Source organism: Leptolyngbya sp. FACHB-8 (assembly GCF_014695575.1).
In the GTDB taxonomy this organism is placed as follows: Bacteria; Cyanobacteriota; Cyanobacteriia; order Elainellales; family Elainellaceae; genus Vacuolonema.
In genome coordinates this window covers 26,060-46,381 of sequence record NZ_JACJOO010000034.1, presented here as the reverse complement: position 1 = coordinate 46,381, position 20,322 = coordinate 26,060, and the positions used below count along the sequence as shown (strand labels likewise).

Here is a 20,322-nt window from a genome sequence, read left to right as displayed (position 1 = left end):
GTTGGTCTGGCGCTGAACTTACGGGCTTACGACTTCGTGTCGCAGGAAATCCGAGCAGCGGAAGACCCCGAGTTTGAGACGTTCTACACCAAGAACATTCTGCTGAATGAGGGTATCCGTGCTTGGATGGCTCCTCAAGATCAGCCCCACGAAGGCTTCGCCTTCCCTGAAGAAGTGCTGCCTCGCGGTAACGCGCTGTAAGAGATTTCTAATCTCGACTTTTAGGGATTGCAATTCATTAGAAGTCGGTGACTCTAGCCCCTGCCATTTGGTAGGGGCTTTTTCATGGAAGGGACTTTTTTACATTAGACTTCCTGAGGACTTACGCAAGTCCGCTATATCTGGAGCATTTATGGCCCTGATTTCCCTCCCACAACCACCCATCCCATATCTGGAACACAAGCAATAAATCTCCCTTTAGAGGCTTCTTGAGGCGGCTTTAAAAACTTGAGGAGAGACAAGCATCTTTCCGGAAGTTGAGGACGTTTCTGGAAAAGGGTAGCGATGAGGGAGCTTAATCTTGACAGGTAAGCTCCGGTACGGGATTTGGAACTTTCCAGAACCCTATTTATTGTGTGCCTGAACCTATGAGAACGGCTCTTTGCGTAGAGGATTTGCAGGGTTTACAGGAAACCTTGAGGGGTCTGTTGGAAGGGCTACCCCTGGAATTTCAGTGTAGTGCTCAAGAAGGAGCACTGATGATCCTGGGGAAGCATTCCGCTGATTTGGGGCTAGAACCTCAAGACATTTTCCGTCGCTTGGAGCGACATATCCAGGCATTACAGTTGCACTTTGTGCAGCAGGCACGCCTGTATTTACAGATTGCGGGAGAATCTCAGCCCTACGCCTATCGTTTTTTTTTAATTCAGCCGCCACCACCGCCCCGTCCCACCACTCGACATCCTTTGGCTGTCGGGGCAACGCCTGTGGAGGAAGCCTGGGGTTTACTGGATGAAGAATTCGCCAGAATTGCTACACCGACAGCAACGCCGTTGGGGGAGGAAGAACCCTGGGAGCTATCGGACGAAGAACTAGACGGTTGGATACATGAGCTAGTGGGCGTAGCAGCATCTGATGCAAGGGTATTTGCTCCCGATGTGGAGGATTCGACAGACGAGCCAGAAAAGCTTGCTGAAGAAACCGTGAGCCTGATTCCCTGGAAAGACCCCGAGGATCGGTTGGCGGAACGCGAAGTGGGATTGCCGTTAGTATCTGACACCCCTTTATTGACTCCGTTGCCGCCACGAGAGTTTCCGCTGAATTCTCGGTGGATGGTGGCTGGAGGGGCGATCGCCCTCGGTATTGCAGGCGGCACTTATGGCCTCAGCCGGCCCTGTGTGTTAGATACCTGCCCAGAATTGCAGAGTGTTCAGCAGTGGAACCAGGAGGCCATCCAGCGAGCCGAGCAGGCTACAGATGCGGAAGATATTGAGGAAGCCAAAGCGACGATGCAACGGGCGATCGCTACCCTGGAAACCATCCCTACCTGGTCACGATTCTCTGGAGAAGCCCATACCCTGCGGCAGAGCTACGGAGAGCAGCAGCAAACTCTGGAGTACCTGAGCCAAATTGCCGAAATGGCGCAAACTGCGAGCGATCGCAGCCAGAAAGGCCCCCATAACTCTGAAACCTGGCAGGAAATTACAGCTCTCTGGCACGATGCCATTAATCGTCTGGATGCTATTCCTCCGGAGAACCCTTTCTATCGCACAGCTCAACGGCAAAAACAGCAGTATGAGGAAAATCTGGAGCGCCATCGCCAGAGTTTAACGTCAGAGGAAGCGGCCCAAGCTTTTCTCAACATGGCCAAGCAGGCGATTCAGATAGCCGAAGCTCGGCAGCAAATTGCCCAATCGTTGGACCAATGGCAGTTGGTTCGCGTGACCTGGCAGGTGGTAGTCAACCGTTTGCGAGAAGTGCCCGCCGGAACCTATGCGGCTATGGATGCTCAGCGTTTATTAGAGAGTTACCAACCCCGATTGATAGCCGCGATCGCCCAGGTAGACCAGGAGCAAAAAGCAACCGGGCTGTTGCAGCAGGCAACCCAGGCAGCGCAAGCCGCTCAACAGGCAAGCCAGCAGTCAAACTGGCAGGGAGCGATCGCCGCCTGGACTGATGCCTTGCGCTATACAGAGCAAATTCCTCCCAATACGGCTTCATCCGTTCAAGGTCAAGAGTTAACTCGCACCTACACGACATCGATGGAGCAGGCTAAAGCCCAGTTGGAGACCTCTATGGCGATCTCCCTGGACGTGGATCGAGCTTGCCATCAGGAACTCCAGAAATGCCGTCTCTTAATAGCGGGTAATGCCATTCAGCTGCAGCTCAGCCCTGAGTACATGAGCGCGATTACAACAGCTCGTGCATCGGGTAACCGTAGCCTGCAAGCCGTGGTAGCTGAGCATCAGCTCGCTCTGCGCCATACTCTAGAGAGCCTAGCTGCGCGATTTCGGCGTCCTGTAGAAGTGTATGACGACCAAAATGCGCTACTGGATCGTCATTTACCGCCATCTGCAAGTGCAACAGGTGCAGTAACCCCCTTATTACCATCGGCAGCGATGACCCCCTCACCGCCACCGGCGGCGACGAGCGCAATGGCCCCCTCGCCGTCTACAGAACCAACGCCTTCACCGTCATCTGCAACGGCGACGAGCACACCTCTTCCTTCATCCACAGAACCGGCACCTTCACCGTTATCTACGGCAGGAACGGGCACACCACTTCCTTCACCCCCATCAGCAAGGGCAGCAGGTGCAACGGTTCCTTTTGGGCTGTAGGGCGATTGTCGCTTACACCGGTGCCTACGGTCAGTGTAGGGTGTAGGGTGTTGCCTGTTTAGAGGATGATGCCTTGCTGCAAAATGATGGCTCGCCTGGATTAGATATTCGCGTTTATAGCCAGTTGCAGTCTGGGTTGGCATGGCTTGCTCAATGTCAGGGACAGCGGGCACAGTTTGCCTGTGTGTTGGGATTTACAGAGACGGGAGTGCTCCCTGGTATTTCGGCAGCAGGCGCAACGCCAGCCGATCGAGAATTTACAGCGATCGCCGATGCAGAATTCCTCGTTCAGGGAGTACAACCTAATCCCCAATTTCCATTGCCTCCTCTGGTAGCAGGGGCATCTCCCGCCCTCATTTCACGGGCAGTGGTTGCAGGTTTAAACCTGCCCCTAACGTTATTCAATGCTGGCCTGCGTCATGCTCCTACCGTTCCATGTATTGATTTGGGAGGAGAGGTCGCTTGCTGTGTGAGTACGGGGCGATCGCTTTCGCGCCACACTGTAGCCCACCTGTTTCAGCAGGGGTTGTACTGGGGCGAAACCCTGGCTCGGCAATTTCCTCAGCATGTACTTGTGCTGGGGGAATGTGTGGTTGGCGGGACGACAACTGCGTTGGGCGTGCTGACGGGCCTCGGTTGGGAAGTACAGGGCAAGGTCAATAGTAGCCATCCTACCTGTAACCATCAACAGAAGTGGGAGTTGGTGCAACAGGGCCTGGAAAAAGCCGGGCTGTTGCCAAATTCAGAACCTTTTGAGGTGGTAGCGGCGATGGGAGATCCAATGCAGCCTGTCGTAGCGGGAGCGGCGATCGCCGCCAGCCATCATGCTCCTGTGCTGCTAGCAGGGGGAACCCAAATGCTAGCAATCTACGCGCTAATGCAGGCGCTACGCCCGGTTTATCCCTGGACATCGGAACAGGTAGTGGTGGGCACAACCCGGTGGGTGGCAGAGGATGCAACGGGTGACACGGTGGGATTGGCTGATCTGCTAGGGGCTCCTTTGTTGGCAACCCAACTCAACTTTACAGGTTCCTCTCTGGAACCCTTGCGGGCCTATGAGCGGGGCTTTGTCAAGGAAGGGGTTGGAGCGGGAGGATGCGCGATCGCCGCTCATCTTCAGGGGTGGGATGCTTTAACCCTGATGGCTCAAGTTGAGGCCCTGCTTCAGGCGCGCTACTGTGTGGAGCAAGCAACGGCAATGTCGTAGCGATCGCAAATTCGTTTGCTATAAGTCCTGAGAAGATTCATAGAGAAGGACGGATGCTTAGCATCCGTCCTTCTCTATGAAAACAACTACACATAGGTCAGCTCAAACGATTCCACGAGCGAACCCTTCATTGAAAGGGTTGCTGGCAGATGTGACTCATAACTTGTGCTAAATGATAGAAACTAACCCATGCTTGGAGTGAGGAAATGCGTAGCATCTCTCACTTTCAACCACAGGCAAGCTCAAATTGTCGAGTACAAGCCAGCAGCGTTAATGGCTAACACGCCTGGCTAGAAGCTGTTCTTCTAATGCGGCAATGCGATTGTATGCAGCCGTTAATTGAGCAGTTAAGCGTTGAATTTGTAAGTCGGGGGATAGAGTTTGATGATCGCCCGAATGCGTTTCGCTATCGACCAGATCAACATCTGCCAAAATATCTTTGTGATCGAACTCTGATTCAAGAGCACTTTGATGACGGAGAGATTGGTAACCTACCATACCGTCCTGAACCGCTGTGCGGTGAGAACCGCCTCCAGGAACCCACCGATCGCCTGAACCTGTAGACAAAAGCTTACTGCTCAGCTGCTCAATCAATTGCTGAAGTGCGTCAATTTTTGTGCTTAGGTTTGCTATCTGCGTATGGAGTGAATCCATGTTGACGCTTGACTCCCTAGATTGTGTTAATTCCATCTTAGGAACTCTTCTTAGATACCCTGGGTTTGTTCTGAATCATTTAACGTTCTAATGATTCGAAGCGATCGCGTTGATCCGCGAAAGTCATTTACCGTCTGGGATTAACAGAATCGTCTGGAAAGCAAGCTCATGAGCTTATAGCTATAGCCTTGCGCCTGCCTATACTACCAAGAAAGCAAGGAATCCTCAGTGACGATCGTGCTTTTAAGAAACGAGCTTAAGTTGTTGGATAGGCTTATTGTACCCATCGATTTGCACCAACTTGAGATTCAAAAGTTAAATAAAACTAAAGCTCTAATTAATAATGTTTCATTTGGTTACTTATTTTACCTTCTGTTGGAACATTTTTAGGTTTCCTAAAACGTGAAACTACTGAATCTTTGATAGCTTAACGCAAGGCCAAAATAGGCTAGAAACCTTCTATTCCGGTACGTTTATCTATGAAAATAGAACCCCTATCGCATATTAACCCCTTAAAAATGAGAGGAGGCTGAATGTTATAGGTTCTCTCATCGTCATGGAATTGTGAGACAAAGAATTAGCCTGGATTGGCGTTTTATGAAAATAATTTTTTTGATAATTCTGATTAGAAAATTAACCGACAGGAAACATTTCAGTAATTCTCATCGCTTGTATCTGAGAATTTGTTAAAAAGGTTAATTTCTGCGTACGAATTCTAGAAGAAGCTTAGCTCCTCCATTTGCTTTTACAGTTGACGCACTTTTTGTGGGATGTAATGTCTGAAACACCCTATAACCGGCAAAGTACGTAACCCTGAGCGACAGGTTGAAAAGTTACGAAATGGATTTATTTTCTATGCCAGAAGGGTTAAGAAACGAACCTATTCAAAGGAGTTTTGAGCTTCTTCAATAAAAAATAGGCAGGAACAGCACCGCTTAACCGGATCGAAAGCTGTATCGCCTGCGAGAATGGAGAGGACGCATGGGTTTGGGTGAACAGGTTATGAAACGGCGATCGCTGCTTATCGGTTCAGGTGGGCTTATGCTGGCCGCCGCATTGGGGGGCTGCCAATCGCAAACCACCGGGTTGCGGGTTGACCTGCTACAAGAATCCATCCCAACCGCTGTGCTGACAGATTTGCAACAGCAAATTCGACCCACTGCCTTGCAAGTGCGCTCGGTAAGGAGTCTGGATGCTCTTTACCAGGCCCTCAGAACGTACCACCAAGTCGAGGCAACGGAGGGTGATCCCCCTAAACCGTCGCAGCGAGCAGATATTCTTTCCCTGGCGGATGGTTGGCTGACGTCGGCCATTCGCGAATCCCTGATTCAACCGTTGACGCTTCAGCAGGTGAGCGGCTGGGATCGCCTACCGGAGCCCTGGCGCAAGCTCGTGTTACGCAACTCTCAGGGGCTACCAGATACCAAAGGCTCGATCTGGGCGGCTCCTTATCGGTGGGGGAGTTTGGCGATCGCCTATCGCAAAGACAAGTTGAAACAGCCCCCGACGGATTGGAGTGATCTTTGGCAACCAGAATTGACCGGGCGCATTTCCCTGCCCGACCAGGCACGTGCGGTGTTGGGGTTGACCTTGAAATACTTGGGGCATTCCGTCAACACGACAGATTTGGGGGCGATCGCAGATCTCCCGGATGCCCTGGCGGCTCTCAACAAACAGGCCCGTTTCTACAGCTCGACCACTTACCTTGAGCCCCTCATTTTGGGCGACACCTCAGTCGCTGTTGGCTGGTCAATGGATATAGTGCCGTTGCTAAAGAAAAATCCGCGATTGGGCGCAGTGGTGCCCCAGTCAGGCACAATCCTCACATCGGATTTATGGGTGTTACCTGCTGCTCCCAAGACTGCATCCTCAGAAACCACAACGGTACAAAGCCTCATTGACACCTGGGTGCAGTACTATTGGCGGCCTGAGGTAGCAACCCGTCTGACGCTTCTGGGTAGTGGAGCATCCCCAGTTCTACTCGATGGCCGCACTGAACTTCCCAGTAGCTTAAAGAACGCCTTTATTCTGCCGGATGCGACGATCGTGAAGCGTAGCGAATTTTTGGAACCTCTCTCAGCATCTACTGCTGAAACCTACCGTCGCCTCTGGACGGCGATGCGAGAGGCGTAGAGCGGCCCATCATGCCATTATTGCCCTGAAAATCGAGAAGAATTTGGCATCGGTCGTTGACCTGGATTTCGGCGCTGGCGATGTCACTAAAGTCGCACACATAGGCCGAGAGTGGGTTTCCGGCGCGATCAAAGACGCGGGTGATATAGCCGTATTCCTCAGCTTCAGAGCCGAGGCGGTTCACGAAAGTATATCGCTCAATGTAGTTGTAGATGTCCCAAACTTGCTCATTCACCACCAGATCAACTCGGCGGGGCAGCCCGTCTCCTGCGGGGAAAGCCGCCCAATTTTCGAGGAGTCGTCCACCATAGAGCTGCTGTGCCCACCACAGGCTTGGAATCGTGAGCCCCACCTCTGAAACATTCATAGATGTGACGATATTGGGATCGTCTGATTGGTAATCCAACGCAAACATATCCATATCCGGTGGATTGCTGAGTAGTTGATTCCAATAATCGTCTCTGGGTTGAGCAGAAGCTGCCCCTGTCCACCCCATTAAGGCGATCGCCAAGCTCACTGCGCCTATTTTCCAGCTCCAGCAGCCCATACCCGACTCCCTAGCTTTCTGAAAGATACCTATGACAGTCTTAACCCCTGTCTCTTCATCCTGACAATCCGTTTCAAAAACTGCAATGGCAACGACCAATATTTCACCCGGTCGAACTCAGTAGGGCGCCTAGTAGGCTACGGCCTAAGTCCGTAACCTATTTTTCTGTGGGGGTGCTTCGCACCCCCACAGAAAAATAGGTTATATATTTACGCCTCAGCGTACTAGTACCAGGGCCTGGCTTCAAAGGTTGTTTTTTGTGCTGCCTATATACAAAACCTTTATACAAAACCTTTAAAGAGGCTCCCACTAGTTGTTGTTTGAGCCAGGCTCAGCGAAATTCGAGCGGCAAAAGCCGAGAAGGATCCCTCTAGAAGGCACAATATAAATCAGGAATTTAACCCCCCTCCGATGCTATGGCTTCTGTACTGCATAATGCCTTTGATTTGCTGAGCGATCGCATCCAACGCTATAAGGCCAGGGTCGATTACCTGGCCATCCGTCTAGAGGAATCTGAGGGAACGGACATACTATTGCGGCGAGGGCAGGTGGAAACCCTCAGCGAAGGCGTTTCCATTGGGGGGCAGGTGCGAGCTTGCTTCCGAGGTGGGTGGGGGTTTGCTAGCTTCAATCAGCTTGACCAGCTAACCGAGCGGATTGAGGAGGCGATCGCTGCTGCTCGGATGGTGGGTGAAGAGGAAACCCTGCTGGCTCCCATTCCCATCATTCAAGACAGCCGGCCCCTGCAACTGTTTGGTTCCGATCCTCGCAAGGTTCCCCTGGCTGAGAAAAAGGCTTTGTGTAGCCACTATGCCGATATTCTTCGCAGCGTGAACGATTGCATCACCACCACATCGGTGCGTTACGGGGACAGCACTCAGCACATCATTATTGCTACCTCGGAAGGTACGCTGATTGAGCAGTCCTGGGTGGATATGGAAATGCGCTTTGCCGCTACCGCCCGTAATAGCGAAACGGTGCAAACAGGTCGCGAAACCACTGGCTCCCGTCGTGCTTACGAGGATTTGATGAATCTGGACGATCTGGTGCAGAGTGCAGCCCGGAGGGCGGTGAATGCTTTGGAACTGCCTCCTGTGAAAGGCAATACCTATACCGTTGTGATCGATCCCATCCTCACCGGGCTGTTCGTTCATGAAGCTTTCGGGCATCTCTCCGAGTCGGACATGATTTACGAAAACCCCGACTTGATGGAGGTGATGACCCTGGGCCGTAGCTTTGGTCCCAGTGAATTACAAATCCTCGATGGAGCGGCCCCAGAGGGACATCGGGGCAGCTATGCCTACGATGACGAAGGGGTGCCTGCAACGACGACACAGTTAATTAAGGATGGGGTGTTGGTGGGACGTCTGCACTCCCGTGAGACGGCTGGCAAGCTGGAGGAGCCCGTGACGGGGAATGCTCGCTGTTTGAATTACCACTACTCCCCCATCGTGCGCATGACCAATACCTGGATTGAACCGGGTACAACGCCTGTGGAAGATTTGTTCGAAGGGATCCAGGAAGGGGTCTACGCCAAGAACTGGATTGGTGGCATGACCAACGGCGAAATGTTCACCTTTACTGCTGGGGAGGCCTGGATGATTCGCAATGGTAAGGTGGCGGAGCCGGTGCGGGATGTGTCGCTATCGGGGAATGTGTTTACGACTCTGGAGGATATTGAGGCGATCGGCAATGATTTCTTCTGGGATGAGTCGGGTGGCTGTGGCAAAGGGGGCCAGAGTGGTTTGCCTGTCGGGTGTGGTGGCCCTAGTCTACGCATTCGCAACGTAGTTGTAGGTGGCGAAACCGACGAGGATAGCGGCGACACCTGGCGCGAGTAAGCCTATGCCACTGACCCGCTGTGCCTGGGTTACGTCTGACCCGCTTTATCTTGACTATCACGACCACGAATGGGGTGTTCCTGTTCACGACGACACCCGTCTGTTTGAATTCCTAATTCTGGAAGGAGCGCAGGCGGGGCTGAGCTGGTTGACGGTGCTGCGGAAACGGGAGGCCTATCGAGAGGCGTTTGATGGGTTTGATGTAGAGGCGATCGCCCACTACGACGACGCAAAAATTGCCACGCTCCTGACCAACGCCAGCATCATCCGCAATCGCCTCAAGGTAGAAGCGGCGGTACGCAATGCCCGTGCTGTGCTGAAAATCCGCCAGGAATTTGGGAGCCTCGATCGCTATCTCTGGCAGTTCGTCGATGGCCAACCGATCGTGAATGCCTGGAAATCGATAGCCGAAGTCCCAGCAGAAACGCCTGAATCTCGTGCCATGAGCAAGGATTTACGGAAACGAGGCTGCAATTTTGTGGGGCCGACGATTTGCTATGCCTTGATGCAGGCCTGTGGGTTTGTGAATGATCACACGACGGACTGTTTCCGCTACTTGGAAATGAAAAGCTGAATAGGAAGGTGGACGAAGTACACCTTCCTATTCATTCCAGTAGCGCTGAGATTATTGGCTGGCTTGGCTTAGAGCTGCAATAAGCTCGTCTTTTTTCATTTTGCTATAGCCATAAATTTTCTGTTTCTTGGCTAACTCCTTCAACTTGGCGGCTGTCATGCTTTGAAGAGAGATGGTATCGCCAGTGGCTTTTAAATTGCCTTCTAGTTTGTCTTCTGGTTCAGGTTCTGGCTGTGGTTCTGATTTGAGCTGTGGAGTTAGATAGAAGACTTGCTTGAGTACATCTAGCTTCTTCCCTTTTGTAATCCCGCACTTTAAGGTGACAACTGGATCGAGTGTCTTCCAAAATTGTCGGGGAGCTTCATCGATACGATTGGTGGCTACGGCTAACTTAATGGTTTTGAGAGGGCTGCCGGGTTGTTCCATGACATATTCCAGAGCTGCCATAATTTCATCTCTCGATGCTTTCGAGAGATTTACTTTTGGTATCTCTTCACCCGCTAATACGCGAGTAACTTCGGCGGTGTTATCGCTGTCGTCAGCAATAATGCACCAAACTCGTTCTAAGCCTGCTTCTTCTGCAACGGCATAGACAAAGGTGTTGCCAATGACCTCGTAGCGATCGCCTCCTACTTCTCTCACAATTAACGGAACCCAATTTCGCCTACCCTTTTCGTTCAGCAAATGAGCAGAAGCCTGAATGAGAAATTGAGGAGTATTCGTTCCTTTACCCGGATCAATTTCATCGAGATAAAGGTGCATTAAATTTCCAATATCTTTTGGATTCGCCATTATAGAAAATACTCCTTCACTAAGTTCTTGTAGTACTCAAGGGCTGATTTATCTCGAAAAACGGCAGGAACACGAAAGAACGCTGAACTCGAAATACTTGCATGGCCGGGTACACAGAGAACATGCGTGTCTTCTCCAGCACGGCGTCTCTTAGGAAAGAAATAAGGAGCTAAATCAAATCCATCGTTCCTTTTAGCCGCCTGAATCATGCTCTCCATAACTTTTTCTACGGCAGCTTTCTGAGGCTCCGTCATTCTTTCGCCATTAAAGAAAATGGGTAAAGCAATTGGACTGCCATCACTCTTTTCCTGTTGTATTTCAGGAATAAAATCCTTAATTGCAGTAACAGCATTTTCTAAAGAGAACAAGTTGTTGTGTTTTGTCGGAAGTAGAACAACATCTGCTGCATAAACTGCTAGTTTGCTGAAAAGACGCCAATTAGGAGGCGCGTCTATCAAAATATAATCGTATTCGTTTCTTAGAGATTTCAGTTTGCGATGAAGTAAGCCATTGCCTGGCTTATAACCATGTATCTTCAGCTCATTTTCGGCTTCAGAAACTAGCCTTTTATCTGATGGGATGACATCAAATCTGGTTTCCAGTTTTTTACTTCTAAATAAGAACTTATAAGGACGGATAGCAGTTTTTAACTCTGTATCGCGATTGATGAGAGCTGTGAAGAGAGCGTCTTCACTCAGTGGTAATCCTAATGCACTTGTTAAATCCTGTTGGTTGGGATCAAAGTCAATGACCAAGATCTTTTTTCCAAGCAGTGTAAGAATACCCGCAAGATTGACTGTAGTCGTTGTTTTTCCTACGCCACCCTTGTTATTGTATAGAGCTATTGTTAGGGCCCTGGAGGGAGACTCGATTTTCTCTCGAATTGTAGCTGTAATATCCTCGATATTATCCTTGTTAATGGGATGGCACGGAGTTGCAGGAAAAACGACCTTTCCATGTTTTCGGAAAAGTTGTATATGGCATGAATTGGTAATGATTCCCCATGCCGCTGAATGACATTCAGGAGCTAGCAAATACCGTTTCAACTGTTGAACAGTATTCTTATAGGGTTGGCTTCCTTCTGTCAGATTGACGTCCCTACCTTTTAGTTCGACTAAAAGATAGGGATTCTTTTTAGTGTTAATAAAAATGTCATCCCCAACATTCTTCCGGGCCGCTATATCGACAGCCATTCTGCGAATGGGATACTCAGGGTAAATTTCCTCAGCCTGAAAGCCTAAAGCTTCTAATAACTTGGTTGCAAACTGTCGATTAACAATCGCTTCCAGAGCATTTTCGGGCAAGCTTTGTAGTGCAGAGCGAAGGCTGATAGGTGTCATGCTTATAATCCGGGAGACTGCCAGGCATGTTTTTATATGTGCCCAGTTGGGGACAATTCTCCTTTCTAATAACCAATTCCCTATCAGGAAGCCCAAGTAAGCTTCATATGTTATTTATGAAATCGCAGCTGCACTTTAAGTGATCTACGCACACAACTGAAAGTCTTTTATGGTTCTTGTCAGCTTCTGCGGGCTTTGCACCATTTGCAGCTGCCCTGTCCAAGATTGACGCCGCAGGTGTTGCAGAAGGGGATCGATGGTTCTTTGGGTTTGTACTTTTCGGGGTCGAGGGCTTGTTTAGCGCGGCAGCGTTTGCAGCGACCGTAGCCGAGAGGGCGATCGCACGTCCGGCACCAGAATGCTTCACTAACGGGCTCAAAACGTACGGGTTTTCCTTTGGGAGTTTCAGTCGGATGAATCGTTAAATCATCATCGTGAATTCTTTGGCGTGCCTGTTCCAGAGCCGCGACCACTTTCTGTCGTTTGGGTTCTTTCCGTAAATAGAGCGGAAGCCGTTCATACCAACGCTGAATTAAAGACCGATCGATCTTTTCAAGAGACCGATCTAAGCGCGGAATGATGGAACTGGGATGAATTTTCTGCCTGTAGTATTCAAGCACCTGTTCAAGTTGCTCTATGGAATCAAATTTGAACGTGAATCCACAAACTTCAACGAAGTAATTCCATACAGGTTGCAAGGTTGAATGTTGGGTTCGGCGTTCTAAATTCTCCTCCTTCCAAACCTTTACCATCTTGCAGACCTTTTCAAAAATATCTTCGTAGAACAGGAGTATTAGAATAAGTAGTGCATTTAGAAGGCACAATTCTTACTAAAAGTTTCCAATAATATTTTCATTTCTCCAATACTCAGGGCTGGTGATTGATGGTGAATCATAGCATGACAGTTTGGGCAGACAGGGCGTAGATCTTTAACTGGATCAACTTCATACTCTTCTCCTATTTCCGCAATAGGACGCAAGTGATGGATATGAATAAAACCTTCGCCCAGGGGGCCAAAAATCTTACCAAAATTGAAACCACACACTACACAGCTTGAGCCGTAGTGATCGATACATCTCTGTCGAGCTTTAGGATCTCGCTCGTAAGTGTTGACTAGAACCTGCTTCACTGCCCCTTCACGGAATGCCTGTGTTGTGTCTACTTCGTCTGGGAAATGATGAGATGAGGGTTCAGTTTTTGGAGTTTGGTGCTTGCTTTGCCAGCGCCAAAAGCGCTCTGTATAGTCTCTAAAACAATCATCTTTTCCATTCAATACATTGGCTGCGGCACGGAAGATAGGAAAAAGCACTATAAAGTCGTGAAGTGCTGGAAGAATTCTGTCAACATTTTTAACCGGAAGATGAATAGGAGTTCCGCTAATGTAAGTGCCCTTCCATTCCCTTTCGGGAACCAACTGTAGTCTACTGATCAATTCAATAAAGTTTATACTCTGATCTTCATTAGGAGATTCAATTGTCTCCGAATAGAGTTCATATTCACCATATTCTAATAGTCGAATGGCTTCGCTCGGATACTTTTTAAGCACCTGAATGATCGGATTACCCTCTAACCCTCTTAACCCAAAAAAGTTGACATAAAGCCTGTCTTGGGCGCACTCAAACCTTTGCTGAAAAAACCATGCTTGGCCTTCTATCGCTAAACCAGCAGTTGCGACTTCAAACGGTTTAGTTTGTTTTGCGTTTGGACGGTGAGCCGGAGTTGTTGTTGTTCTGCACGATGAGAGTGTATGTTCGCCATAAATTTCATTAATCAAGCTGCAAGCCTTTGTAAGAAGGGTTTTAAGTTTTGGAACTAGTTGTTCTTGCAGTTGATCAGCACGTTTACGGGTGTCTTCAATAGTAAAAAGTAGCTGTTCGCGATCGCTAATTAACGGTAAGTCGCTAGAGGACAATGATCCTATTGCTCTGGCTAAATTCATGATTCCCCTTTTTGAAACAATATGTTTGGCAAAAAATCAATAGCTGTTTATGTTCTGTAAATTCATAAGGACTATGCTCACTCAGTAATTGTTGAGCAAACATTTATTTGAATGCACCTTAAACTTATTTAAGAGAAGTATTTAGAAGCTAGCTTCTCTAGGACGTCATAATATAAGACTGGAAAGCCTTGTTCTAAGGTAGCTTTCGCAAAGTTGAAACAACCTGCTCTTTACAAAAAGTTTAATTTTCTGAAAACTCTTCTCTGAATTCTGTAAATACTATCAATGAAGGCTTATTAAAGCCAAAAAATCGATTGGTTTGTGCTGTCAATGAATGAGTGTGTGACCACAAGAGTACTAGTGGTAGATACCTCTGGGATGTGTTTTAACTGAAATACCATTAACCGAGAGACAAATTCTCCTACTGTTTTATAGGGAAACACCCATGAGCCAGAATACGCAAGCTGAAGCGATCATCCGTACCCATGTGTTGTGGGCGATGGGTGGTGGATTGATTCCGATTCCTCTGGTAGATTTTGCGGCGGTTACGGCAATTCAACTGGAAATGCTTCAGCAATTGGCCCAGCTTTATGGCGTGGATTATTCCAAAAGCAATGGCAAAGCGTTTGTCTCGGCATTGACGGGAACAAGCCTGGCGCGGCTGGGAGCCAGCTTCCTCAAAGCCCTTCCTGGCGTTGGAACGCTGGTGGGTGGGGCTTCGATGGCGCTGACCTCCGGAGCATCAACCTATGCCGTGGGGCAGGTCGCTGTTAACCATTTCTCAAATTCGGGTACGCTGAACAACTTTGTAGAAGACCAGCTCAAAACGATTTACGATTCAGCCTTCGAGCGCGGAAAAACCTACGTATCTGATTTAGAGAATGATAAGGGCGATGATGCCGCCAAGATTTTTCAGACGCTAGAGCAGCTCGGCAAGTTGAAGGAACAGGGCGTGCTGACGGAGGAAGAGTTTCAGGCGAAAAAGCAGGAGTTGCTGTCTCGGCTTTAGAAAAGCTTGGCTGAAGTTGTAGAGGTTAGGAGATTTCCAACAATGAAATTACCCCCAGGATGTTGGTGCTTTGCCCGCGAAGCGGGCAAAGCACCAACATCCTGGGTAGATTCTTATGCAGAAACCTCCTTAGACACCGGGTGTTTTGAGAAACACTTGGTGTCTGAGTTTTGGGGTGAGTGAGCGGCGATCGCCCCACTTTACACAACTTCACAAAAAACCGTTACGCTACAAAATGGATTCCTAACTCACCATTTCCTATGAGTACCGTATCGGATATTGCTGTAAACACCATCACTGGCACTTCCAAGACATTGGGTGACTATGCCGGAAATGTTCTTCTCATTGTCAATGTAGCTTCCTATTGTGGCTACACTCCACAGTACGAAGGGCTGGAAGAACTGAACCAGAAATACAAAGACCAGGGCTTGCGAGTGCTGGGTTTCCCCTGCAACGACTTCGGGGCACAGGAACCCGGCAGCAACGAGGAAATCCAACAGTTTTGCTCGACCCGCTACGGTGCCAGCTTTGAGATGTTTGACAAGGTGCATGCCAAAGGAGCTGACCAGCATCCCCTATACGCGACTCTGACCCAGTCTTCCAATCCCCCTGGAGATGTTGCCTGGAACTTTGAGAAGTTTCTCATTAGCAAAACGGGGGAAGTGGTGGGCCGTTTTCCCAGTCGGGTTGCCCCAAATTCGCCTGAGCTGATTTCGGCGATCGAGGCAGAATTGGCGAAGTAGCGCGATCGCCCCACCAGATTCCTTTCGCTTTTCATTAGACCTTCTGCATGCATCGTTTTTGAGGACGTGAATCGTTGCGCAGCTTTGTTGCGCAACGATTCATGCAAGAAGTCTATTCTTTAGCTTGCCCCATGCCTGATGCTGATACAACCAGAGTATTCAGTCCGCTGGTTACCGGAGATGAGCTTGGCGAGCGCCCTGCTGACTCTACATTGCTGCCTCATTTCAAGCAGCGGTGATTCGGGTGTTGGGCGATCGCCTCACCTCTGCCTACAAGGAAATCGCTGATCTATTGAGAGCTTGATAAGAGGTGAGGCGAAATACAAAGGACCATAAAAGTCTCTAAAAAAAGCCCCTAAAAAGTATTGCTACTAATCAGAGACAAGGAATAATTCATCGGTCAAGTATAAGCCACTATTTATAGCTTTAGGGAATGTAATTCCGTAGGATTAAGGTTTACAAATAGTTGGAAAGCTGCCTTGACCGCCCTCTTCAGTAACCCAGAAATTCTCATTTTGAATTAAGCCAAGAATACAGTCTGCCGAAGCGGGCTGTTTCTTAGCTTAAAGGTGAGAGTTCATGCCCTACGGGTACAAACTCTTACCTTTTAAGCCCATAACAAGAATTACTGTCAGCGTTATCTTAAGGACCCTTTCAGTGATTTTTTGTGGTAAATTATGGCTTAATTTGTTGAGAGCTTGAATCGGGTTTTTGTCGCTTTACTATCTTTCATACCTTTTGTGCGATCGCCACACAGTACTCTCGGTGAGGGGTTGTTTGATTGAACGCTAGAAACGGTAGTTTTTGATAAAGAAGCTGTGTAAGAATCAGCCTTTCAAGCATTCCCTGACCCAATATTTAAGGACAAGCAGAGTTATATGAGCGGCAACGAGTCACGCTTCACCGCCATTTGTCAGATTACCGATCGCGAAAAAGTACCCGCCAAGCTTCCCACTCGTTTGGAAGAGTTGTGGGCAACCGATGTCTTCACTCTGAACAAAATGCAGGCGTGTCTGCCTAAAGATGTCTTCAAAGCGATTCAGAAAACAGTAAAAACGGGCGGCAAACTAGACGTCTCGGTGGCGGGGGTGGTCGCTGCCGCCATGAAGGATTGGGCCATTTCCAAGGGGGCGCTCTACTATGCCCACGTCTTCTACCCGATGACCAACATCACCGCTGAGAAGCACGATGGCTTCGTCTCAGTGCAAAGTGACGGCTCCGTAATTACAGAATTTACCGGCAAAGTGTTAGTGCAGGGCGAGCCGGATGGCTCCTCGTTCCCCAATGGCGGCATCCGCTCCACTTTCGAGGCACGCGGTTACACAGCGTGGGATGTCACCAGCCCCGCCTACATCATGCAAACGGATAACGGGGCAACTCTCTGTATCCCAACGGTTTTCATCTCCTGGACAGGTGAAGCCCTTGATAAAAAAACTCCGCTCCTCCGCTCCAATGCTGTCATGAGCAAAGCGGCTACACGGCTGCTCAAGCTGTTGGGTCATACCGACGTCGCTCCCGTCAACTCAAGCTGCGGAGCTGAGCAAGAGTATTTCCTGGTGGATACTCATTTCGCCAACAGTCGCCCTGACCTGCTCCTCACGGGGCGGACGCTGTTTGGTAGACCCGCCGCTAAGGGTCAGCAGTTTGACGATCACTACTTCGGCGCTATCCCCGAGCGGGTGCAAATCTTCATGCAAGACGTGGAAGAGCGCATGTATCGGTTGGGCATCCCGGCCAAAACCCGCCATAACGAAGTAGCTCCTGGCCAATTTGAAATCGCGCCTGTCTTTGAAGCGGCCAACGTTGCCAGTGACCACCAGCAGATGACCATGACGATTCTGCGGAACACGGCCAAGAAGCACGGCTTTGTCTGCCTGCTCCATGAAAAGCCGTTTGCAGGCATCAACGGTTCTGGCAAACACGTCAATTGGTCAGTGGGCAATGCCACCCAGGGCAACCTGCTCGATCCGGGCGACACTCCCCACGCCAACCTGCAATTTTTGCTGTTCTGCGGCGCGGTCATTCGTGGCGTTCACAAGTATGGGCCACTCCTACGGGCGGTGGTCGCATCCGCCAGCAATGACCATCGTCTGGGGGCCAACGAAGCACCTCCCGCCATCATCTCGGTATATCTGGGTTCCCAACTGGAGGATGTGTTCGAGCAAATTAAACAGGGGGATGTCAAAGCCTCGTCCCATCCTGGGGTGATGAGTCTGGGTGTGGATACTCTGCCAGAGTTTCCGAGGGATCCGGGCGATCGCAACCGCACCTCCCCCTTCGCCTTCACGGGCAACCGCTTTGAATTCCGTGCCGTGGGCTCCAACCAGGCGGTATCTGGCCCCCTCGTGGCCATGAATACAATCCTGTCCGACTCCCTCACCTGGGTTGCTGACGAGCTGGAAGCCGAGTTAGCGAAAGGGGCTGACTTGAATCAGGCCGCTTATACCGTGCTGAAAAAGGTTATGGAGCTTCATAGTGCGGTCATCTTCGGAGGCAATGGCTACTCCGAGGAATGGCACAAGATGGCAGTAGAGCGGGGGCTAAAAAATCTCCCGACCAGCGCCGATGCGTTGCCCGTCTTGAAGCAGCCTGACGTTGAAGAACTGTTCGAACGGACGGGTGTGTTGACAGCCAAGGAGCTAGAAAGCCGCTTTGAGGTCTATGGCGAGCAATACATTCAAGTCATTGCTATGGAGGCCAAGCTGGTTATCAGCCTCGCCAAAACGGTGATTTACCCGGCAGCGTTCCGCTATCTGACAGAACTCTCTAGCAGCATTGCCAGCTTGAAGGCGATCGGCATTGAATTGGAAAAAGAAAGCGCTGAGAAGGTGGCTGCGCTAACCAAATTGATGATGGATACCGTCAGCAAATTGGAAAGTGCCCTGGATAACCATGATTTCTCCAGCACTGAGGAGCACATGCAATATTCCGCCACAACCCTCCGTCCGCTAATGGATAAGGTGCGCGAGTATGCTGATGCCCTGGAGGGCGAAGTTGCAGATGATCTGTGGCCGTTGCCCAAGTATCAGGAAATGCTCTTCATTAAGTAGGGTGGTGGGCGATCGCCCTCATTCTAAAAGGCCAGACACCGGGTGTTTCCAAAAACACCTGGTGTTTTTTTGCCCTGAAGCCTTCAACAGGACTTACGTGTTTGTGTTGGGTGTGGTGTGCGAAGCACACCACACCCAACACAAACACGTAAGTCCTAAACAAAAAGGGATACCGATTCGGTATCCCCTCAACGTTGTTGAATCAAGTCTCAATTACTCAGGTCATCCCTTTATTTTTCCGGGTGCGAAACACCCGGAAAACTAGAAACAAACCTTAGGCATCAAGTCATCCCTTTAGTTTTTGAGGTGCGAAGCACCTCAAAAACTAGAAACAAACCTTAGGCATCATTCAGTGCTGAGATACCGGGAAGGACTTTGCCTTCCAGCAGTTCGAGGCTAGCACCGCCACCCGTGGAGATGTGGCTCATCTTCTCGGCAACACCCACTTTCTCAACCGCCGCTACGGAGTCGCCACCGCCGATGATGGTGGTGGTGCCGGTGCCGGTGAGTTCAGCCAGGGTGTGGGCGATCGCCTCAGTACCCTGTGCAAACTTGTCAAACTCAAACACACCCATGGGGCCGTTCCAGACGACGGACTTGCACTGCTTCAGGGCATCCTGGAACACCTTCACCGAGTCGGGCCCGATATCCAGACCCATCCAGCCATCCGGAATTGACTCAACGCTAACAGTTTGAGCGTTGGCATCGGGAGAGAAGTTATCCGCCACAACCACATCGGTGGGCAGCAACAGATCAACGCCCTTCTCCTTGGCTTTGGCTTCCAGGGTCTTCGCCAGTTCCAGAAACTCGTCTTCTACCAGAGACTTACCGACGCTCAGGCCACGAGCTTTGTAGAAGGTGAAGATCATACCGCCGCCGATCAGCAGCTTGTCGACTTTCTCAAGCAGCGCTTCGATAACGGTAATTTTGCTGGATACTTTGGAGCCACCGATGATGGCAGCTAGGGGACGCTGGGGATTGTCGATCGCATTCTGGAGGTACTCCAGCTCTTTCTCGATCAGGAAGCCAGCAACCGAGGTGGAGAGGTACTTGGTCACACCTTCTGTGGAGGCGTGGGCGCGGTGGGCTGTACCGAACGCATCGTTAACGTATAGGTCCGCAACAGAGGCCAACTGCTTGGCGAATTCAGGGTCGTTCTTTTCTTCTTCGGGGTGGAAACGCACGTTTTCCAGCAGAATGACCTGACCAGGCTTCATAGCGGCAACAACGCTGGCGACTTCATCCCCAATACAGTCAGAAGGCTTGATCACCTCTTGCTCCAGCAGCTCCGACAGGCGCTTAGCAACGGGGGTGAGGCGGAACTTGTCGGTCACGCGGCTGGCGAAATCATCCCCTTTGGGACGGCCGAAGTGGCTGCTGAGGATTACCTTCGCACCATTCTTGGTGAGGTAATTAATGGTCGGCAGCGCCGCACGAATGCGGGTGTCATCGGTAATGTTGCCCGCGTCATCGAGGGGAACGTTGAAGTCGTTCCGCACTAAAACACGTTTGTCTTGCAGGTCAGCCGCCGTCAGGCTGGAAACGGATTTCTTAGACACCTCTCTAACCCCCTAGGTGAGTGTTTATACCTATTATTATTGTAAAACGTAACGGTCTTATCTGAAATCCTTTACAAAAAAAGGGTAAGAATTGGGGATCGCACCCCGCTCTGTCTTTTTTGCTTCAGTCGCCAGACTGTGCCGTATTGGGGAGTTT

16 protein-coding genes are annotated in these 20,322 nt (G+C 50.1%); 9 read left to right on the top strand and 7 right to left on the bottom strand.

The features are described 5' to 3' along the window. The 3 genes from H6F91_RS06950 to cobT all read left to right on the top strand — a co-directional run. Positions 1–201: photosystem II protein D2 (locus H6F91_RS06950; protein ID WP_190772633.1), on the top strand; the 201-nt coding region annotated here is incomplete at its 5' end. A gap of 386 nt (positions 202–587) precedes the next feature. After that, entirely contained in the window at positions 588–2,777 is a 2,190-nt protein-coding gene (locus H6F91_RS06945; protein ID WP_190789274.1) for a hypothetical protein, read from the top strand. Between the two features lie 73 nt (positions 2,778–2,850). After that, positions 2,851–3,984, top strand: coding sequence for a nicotinate mononucleotide-dependent phosphoribosyltransferase CobT (gene cobT, locus H6F91_RS06940; RefSeq protein WP_242035669.1), 1,134 nt, complete (start codon positions 2,851–2,853; stop codon positions 3,982–3,984). Between the two features lie 270 nt (positions 3,985–4,254). On the opposite strand, the gene H6F91_RS06935 is transcribed toward cobT, so the two are convergent. Continuing rightward, positions 4,255–4,551 (bottom strand): hypothetical protein, encoded by a 297-nt coding sequence (locus tag H6F91_RS06935; protein ID WP_242035668.1) that lies wholly within the window; start codon positions 4,549–4,551, stop codon positions 4,255–4,257. Positions 4,552–5,619: 1,068 nt separating this feature from the next. Here H6F91_RS06935 and H6F91_RS06930 point away from each other — a divergent pair. Further along, positions 5,620–6,771: an extracellular solute-binding protein gene (locus H6F91_RS06930; protein WP_190772636.1), complete on the top strand. Its 1,152-nt coding sequence runs from the start codon at positions 5,620–5,622 to the stop codon at positions 6,769–6,771. On the opposite strand, the gene H6F91_RS06925 is transcribed toward H6F91_RS06930, so the two are convergent. Next, the gene (locus H6F91_RS06925; protein WP_190772637.1) at positions 6,722–7,417 is read right to left on the bottom strand and encodes a hypothetical protein; all 696 of its coding nucleotides are present in this window, start codon (positions 7,415–7,417) and stop codon (positions 6,722–6,724) included. The two genes, H6F91_RS06930 and H6F91_RS06925, sit on opposite strands and share 50 nt — an antisense overlap. Positions 7,418–7,734: 317 nt before the next feature. Here H6F91_RS06925 and H6F91_RS06920 point away from each other — a divergent pair, with 317 nt between their 5' ends. Beyond that, positions 7,735–9,159 carry a TldD/PmbA family protein gene (locus tag H6F91_RS06920; protein ID WP_190772638.1) on the top strand — a complete coding sequence of 475 codons (1,425 nt, stop codon included), beginning with the start codon at positions 7,735–7,737 and terminating at the stop codon, positions 9,157–9,159. Positions 9,160–9,163: 4 nt separating this feature from the next. Next, positions 9,164–9,733 (top strand): DNA-3-methyladenine glycosylase I, encoded by a 570-nt coding sequence (locus H6F91_RS06915; RefSeq protein WP_190772639.1) that lies wholly within the window; start codon positions 9,164–9,166, stop codon positions 9,731–9,733. Between the two features lie 51 nt (positions 9,734–9,784). On the opposite strand, the gene H6F91_RS06910 is transcribed toward H6F91_RS06915, so the two are convergent. The 4 genes from H6F91_RS06910 to H6F91_RS06895 all read right to left on the bottom strand — a co-directional run bounded on the left by H6F91_RS06910 (position 9,785) and on the right by H6F91_RS06895 (position 13,804). After that, the gene (locus H6F91_RS06910) at positions 9,785–10,525 is read right to left on the bottom strand and encodes a Rho termination factor N-terminal domain-containing protein (protein ID WP_190772640.1); all 741 of its coding nucleotides are present in this window, start codon (positions 10,523–10,525) and stop codon (positions 9,785–9,787) included. Next, positions 10,525–11,865 carry an AAA family ATPase gene (locus H6F91_RS06905; protein ID WP_190772641.1) on the bottom strand — a complete coding sequence of 447 codons (1,341 nt, stop codon included), beginning with the start codon at positions 11,863–11,865 and terminating at the stop codon, positions 10,525–10,527. Before H6F91_RS06905 ends, H6F91_RS06910 begins: the two co-directional genes overlap by 1 nt. 179 nt (positions 11,866–12,044) lie before the next feature. Then, entirely contained in the window at positions 12,045–12,617 is a 573-nt protein-coding gene (locus H6F91_RS06900) for a hypothetical protein (protein ID WP_190772642.1), read from the bottom strand. 59 nt (positions 12,618–12,676) lie between these two features. Continuing rightward, the gene (locus H6F91_RS06895; RefSeq protein ID WP_190772643.1) at positions 12,677–13,804 is read right to left on the bottom strand and encodes an HNH endonuclease; all 1,128 of its coding nucleotides are present in this window, start codon (positions 13,802–13,804) and stop codon (positions 12,677–12,679) included. Positions 13,805–14,219: 415 nt separating this feature from the next. On the opposite strand from H6F91_RS06895, the gene H6F91_RS06890 reads away from it, so the two are divergent. The 3 genes from H6F91_RS06890 (at position 14,220) to H6F91_RS06875 (ending at position 18,606) form a co-directional block, all read left to right on the top strand. After that, a complete protein-coding gene (locus H6F91_RS06890; RefSeq protein WP_347280015.1) occupies positions 14,220–14,813 on the top strand; it encodes a DUF697 domain-containing protein in 594 nt (197 codons plus the stop codon). Positions 14,814–15,073: 260 nt separating this feature from the next. Next, a complete protein-coding gene (locus tag H6F91_RS06880) occupies positions 15,074–15,556 on the top strand; it encodes a glutathione peroxidase (RefSeq protein ID WP_190772646.1) in 483 nt (160 codons plus the stop codon). 878 nt (positions 15,557–16,434) lie between these two features. Further along, positions 16,435–18,606 (top strand): glutamine synthetase III, encoded by a 2,172-nt coding sequence (locus H6F91_RS06875; protein WP_190772647.1) that lies wholly within the window; start codon positions 16,435–16,437, stop codon positions 18,604–18,606. Positions 18,607–18,944: 338 nt separating this feature from the next. On the opposite strand, the gene H6F91_RS06870 is transcribed toward H6F91_RS06875, so the two are convergent. Then, complete coding sequence (locus tag H6F91_RS06870) at positions 18,945–20,165, bottom strand: phosphoglycerate kinase (RefSeq protein WP_190772648.1); 1,221 nt, start codon at positions 20,163–20,165, stop codon at positions 18,945–18,947. Positions 20,166–20,322 lie beyond the last annotated feature (157 nt).

Bases quoted from the DNA above. Each gene is read 5' to 3' on its own strand.
- H6F91_RS06915 (WP_190772639.1), top strand. From the start codon at position 9,164: ATGCCACTGACCCGCTGTGCCTGGGTTACGTCTGACCCGCTTTATCTT.
- H6F91_RS06880 (WP_190772646.1), top strand. From the start codon at position 15,074: ATGAGTACCGTATCGGATATTGCTGTAAACACCATCACTGGCACTTCC.
- H6F91_RS06945 (WP_190789274.1), top strand. From the start codon at position 588: ATGAGAACGGCTCTTTGCGTAGAGGATTTGCAGGGTTTACAGGAAACC.
- H6F91_RS06895 (WP_190772643.1), bottom strand. From the start codon at position 13,804: ATGAATTTAGCCAGAGCAATAGGATCATTGTCCTCTAGCGACTTACCG.
- H6F91_RS06900 (WP_190772642.1), bottom strand. From the start codon at position 12,617: ATGGTAAAGGTTTGGAAGGAGGAGAATTTAGAACGCCGAACCCAACAT.
- H6F91_RS06875 (WP_190772647.1), top strand. From the start codon at position 16,435: ATGAGCGGCAACGAGTCACGCTTCACCGCCATTTGTCAGATTACCGAT.
- H6F91_RS06910 (WP_190772640.1), bottom strand. From the start codon at position 10,525: ATGGCGAATCCAAAAGATATTGGAAATTTAATGCACCTTTATCTCGAT.
- H6F91_RS06920 (WP_190772638.1), top strand. From the start codon at position 7,735: ATGGCTTCTGTACTGCATAATGCCTTTGATTTGCTGAGCGATCGCATC.
- H6F91_RS06930 (WP_190772636.1), top strand. From the start codon at position 5,620: ATGGGTTTGGGTGAACAGGTTATGAAACGGCGATCGCTGCTTATCGGT.
- H6F91_RS06905 (WP_190772641.1), bottom strand. From the start codon at position 11,865: ATGACACCTATCAGCCTTCGCTCTGCACTACAAAGCTTGCCCGAAAAT.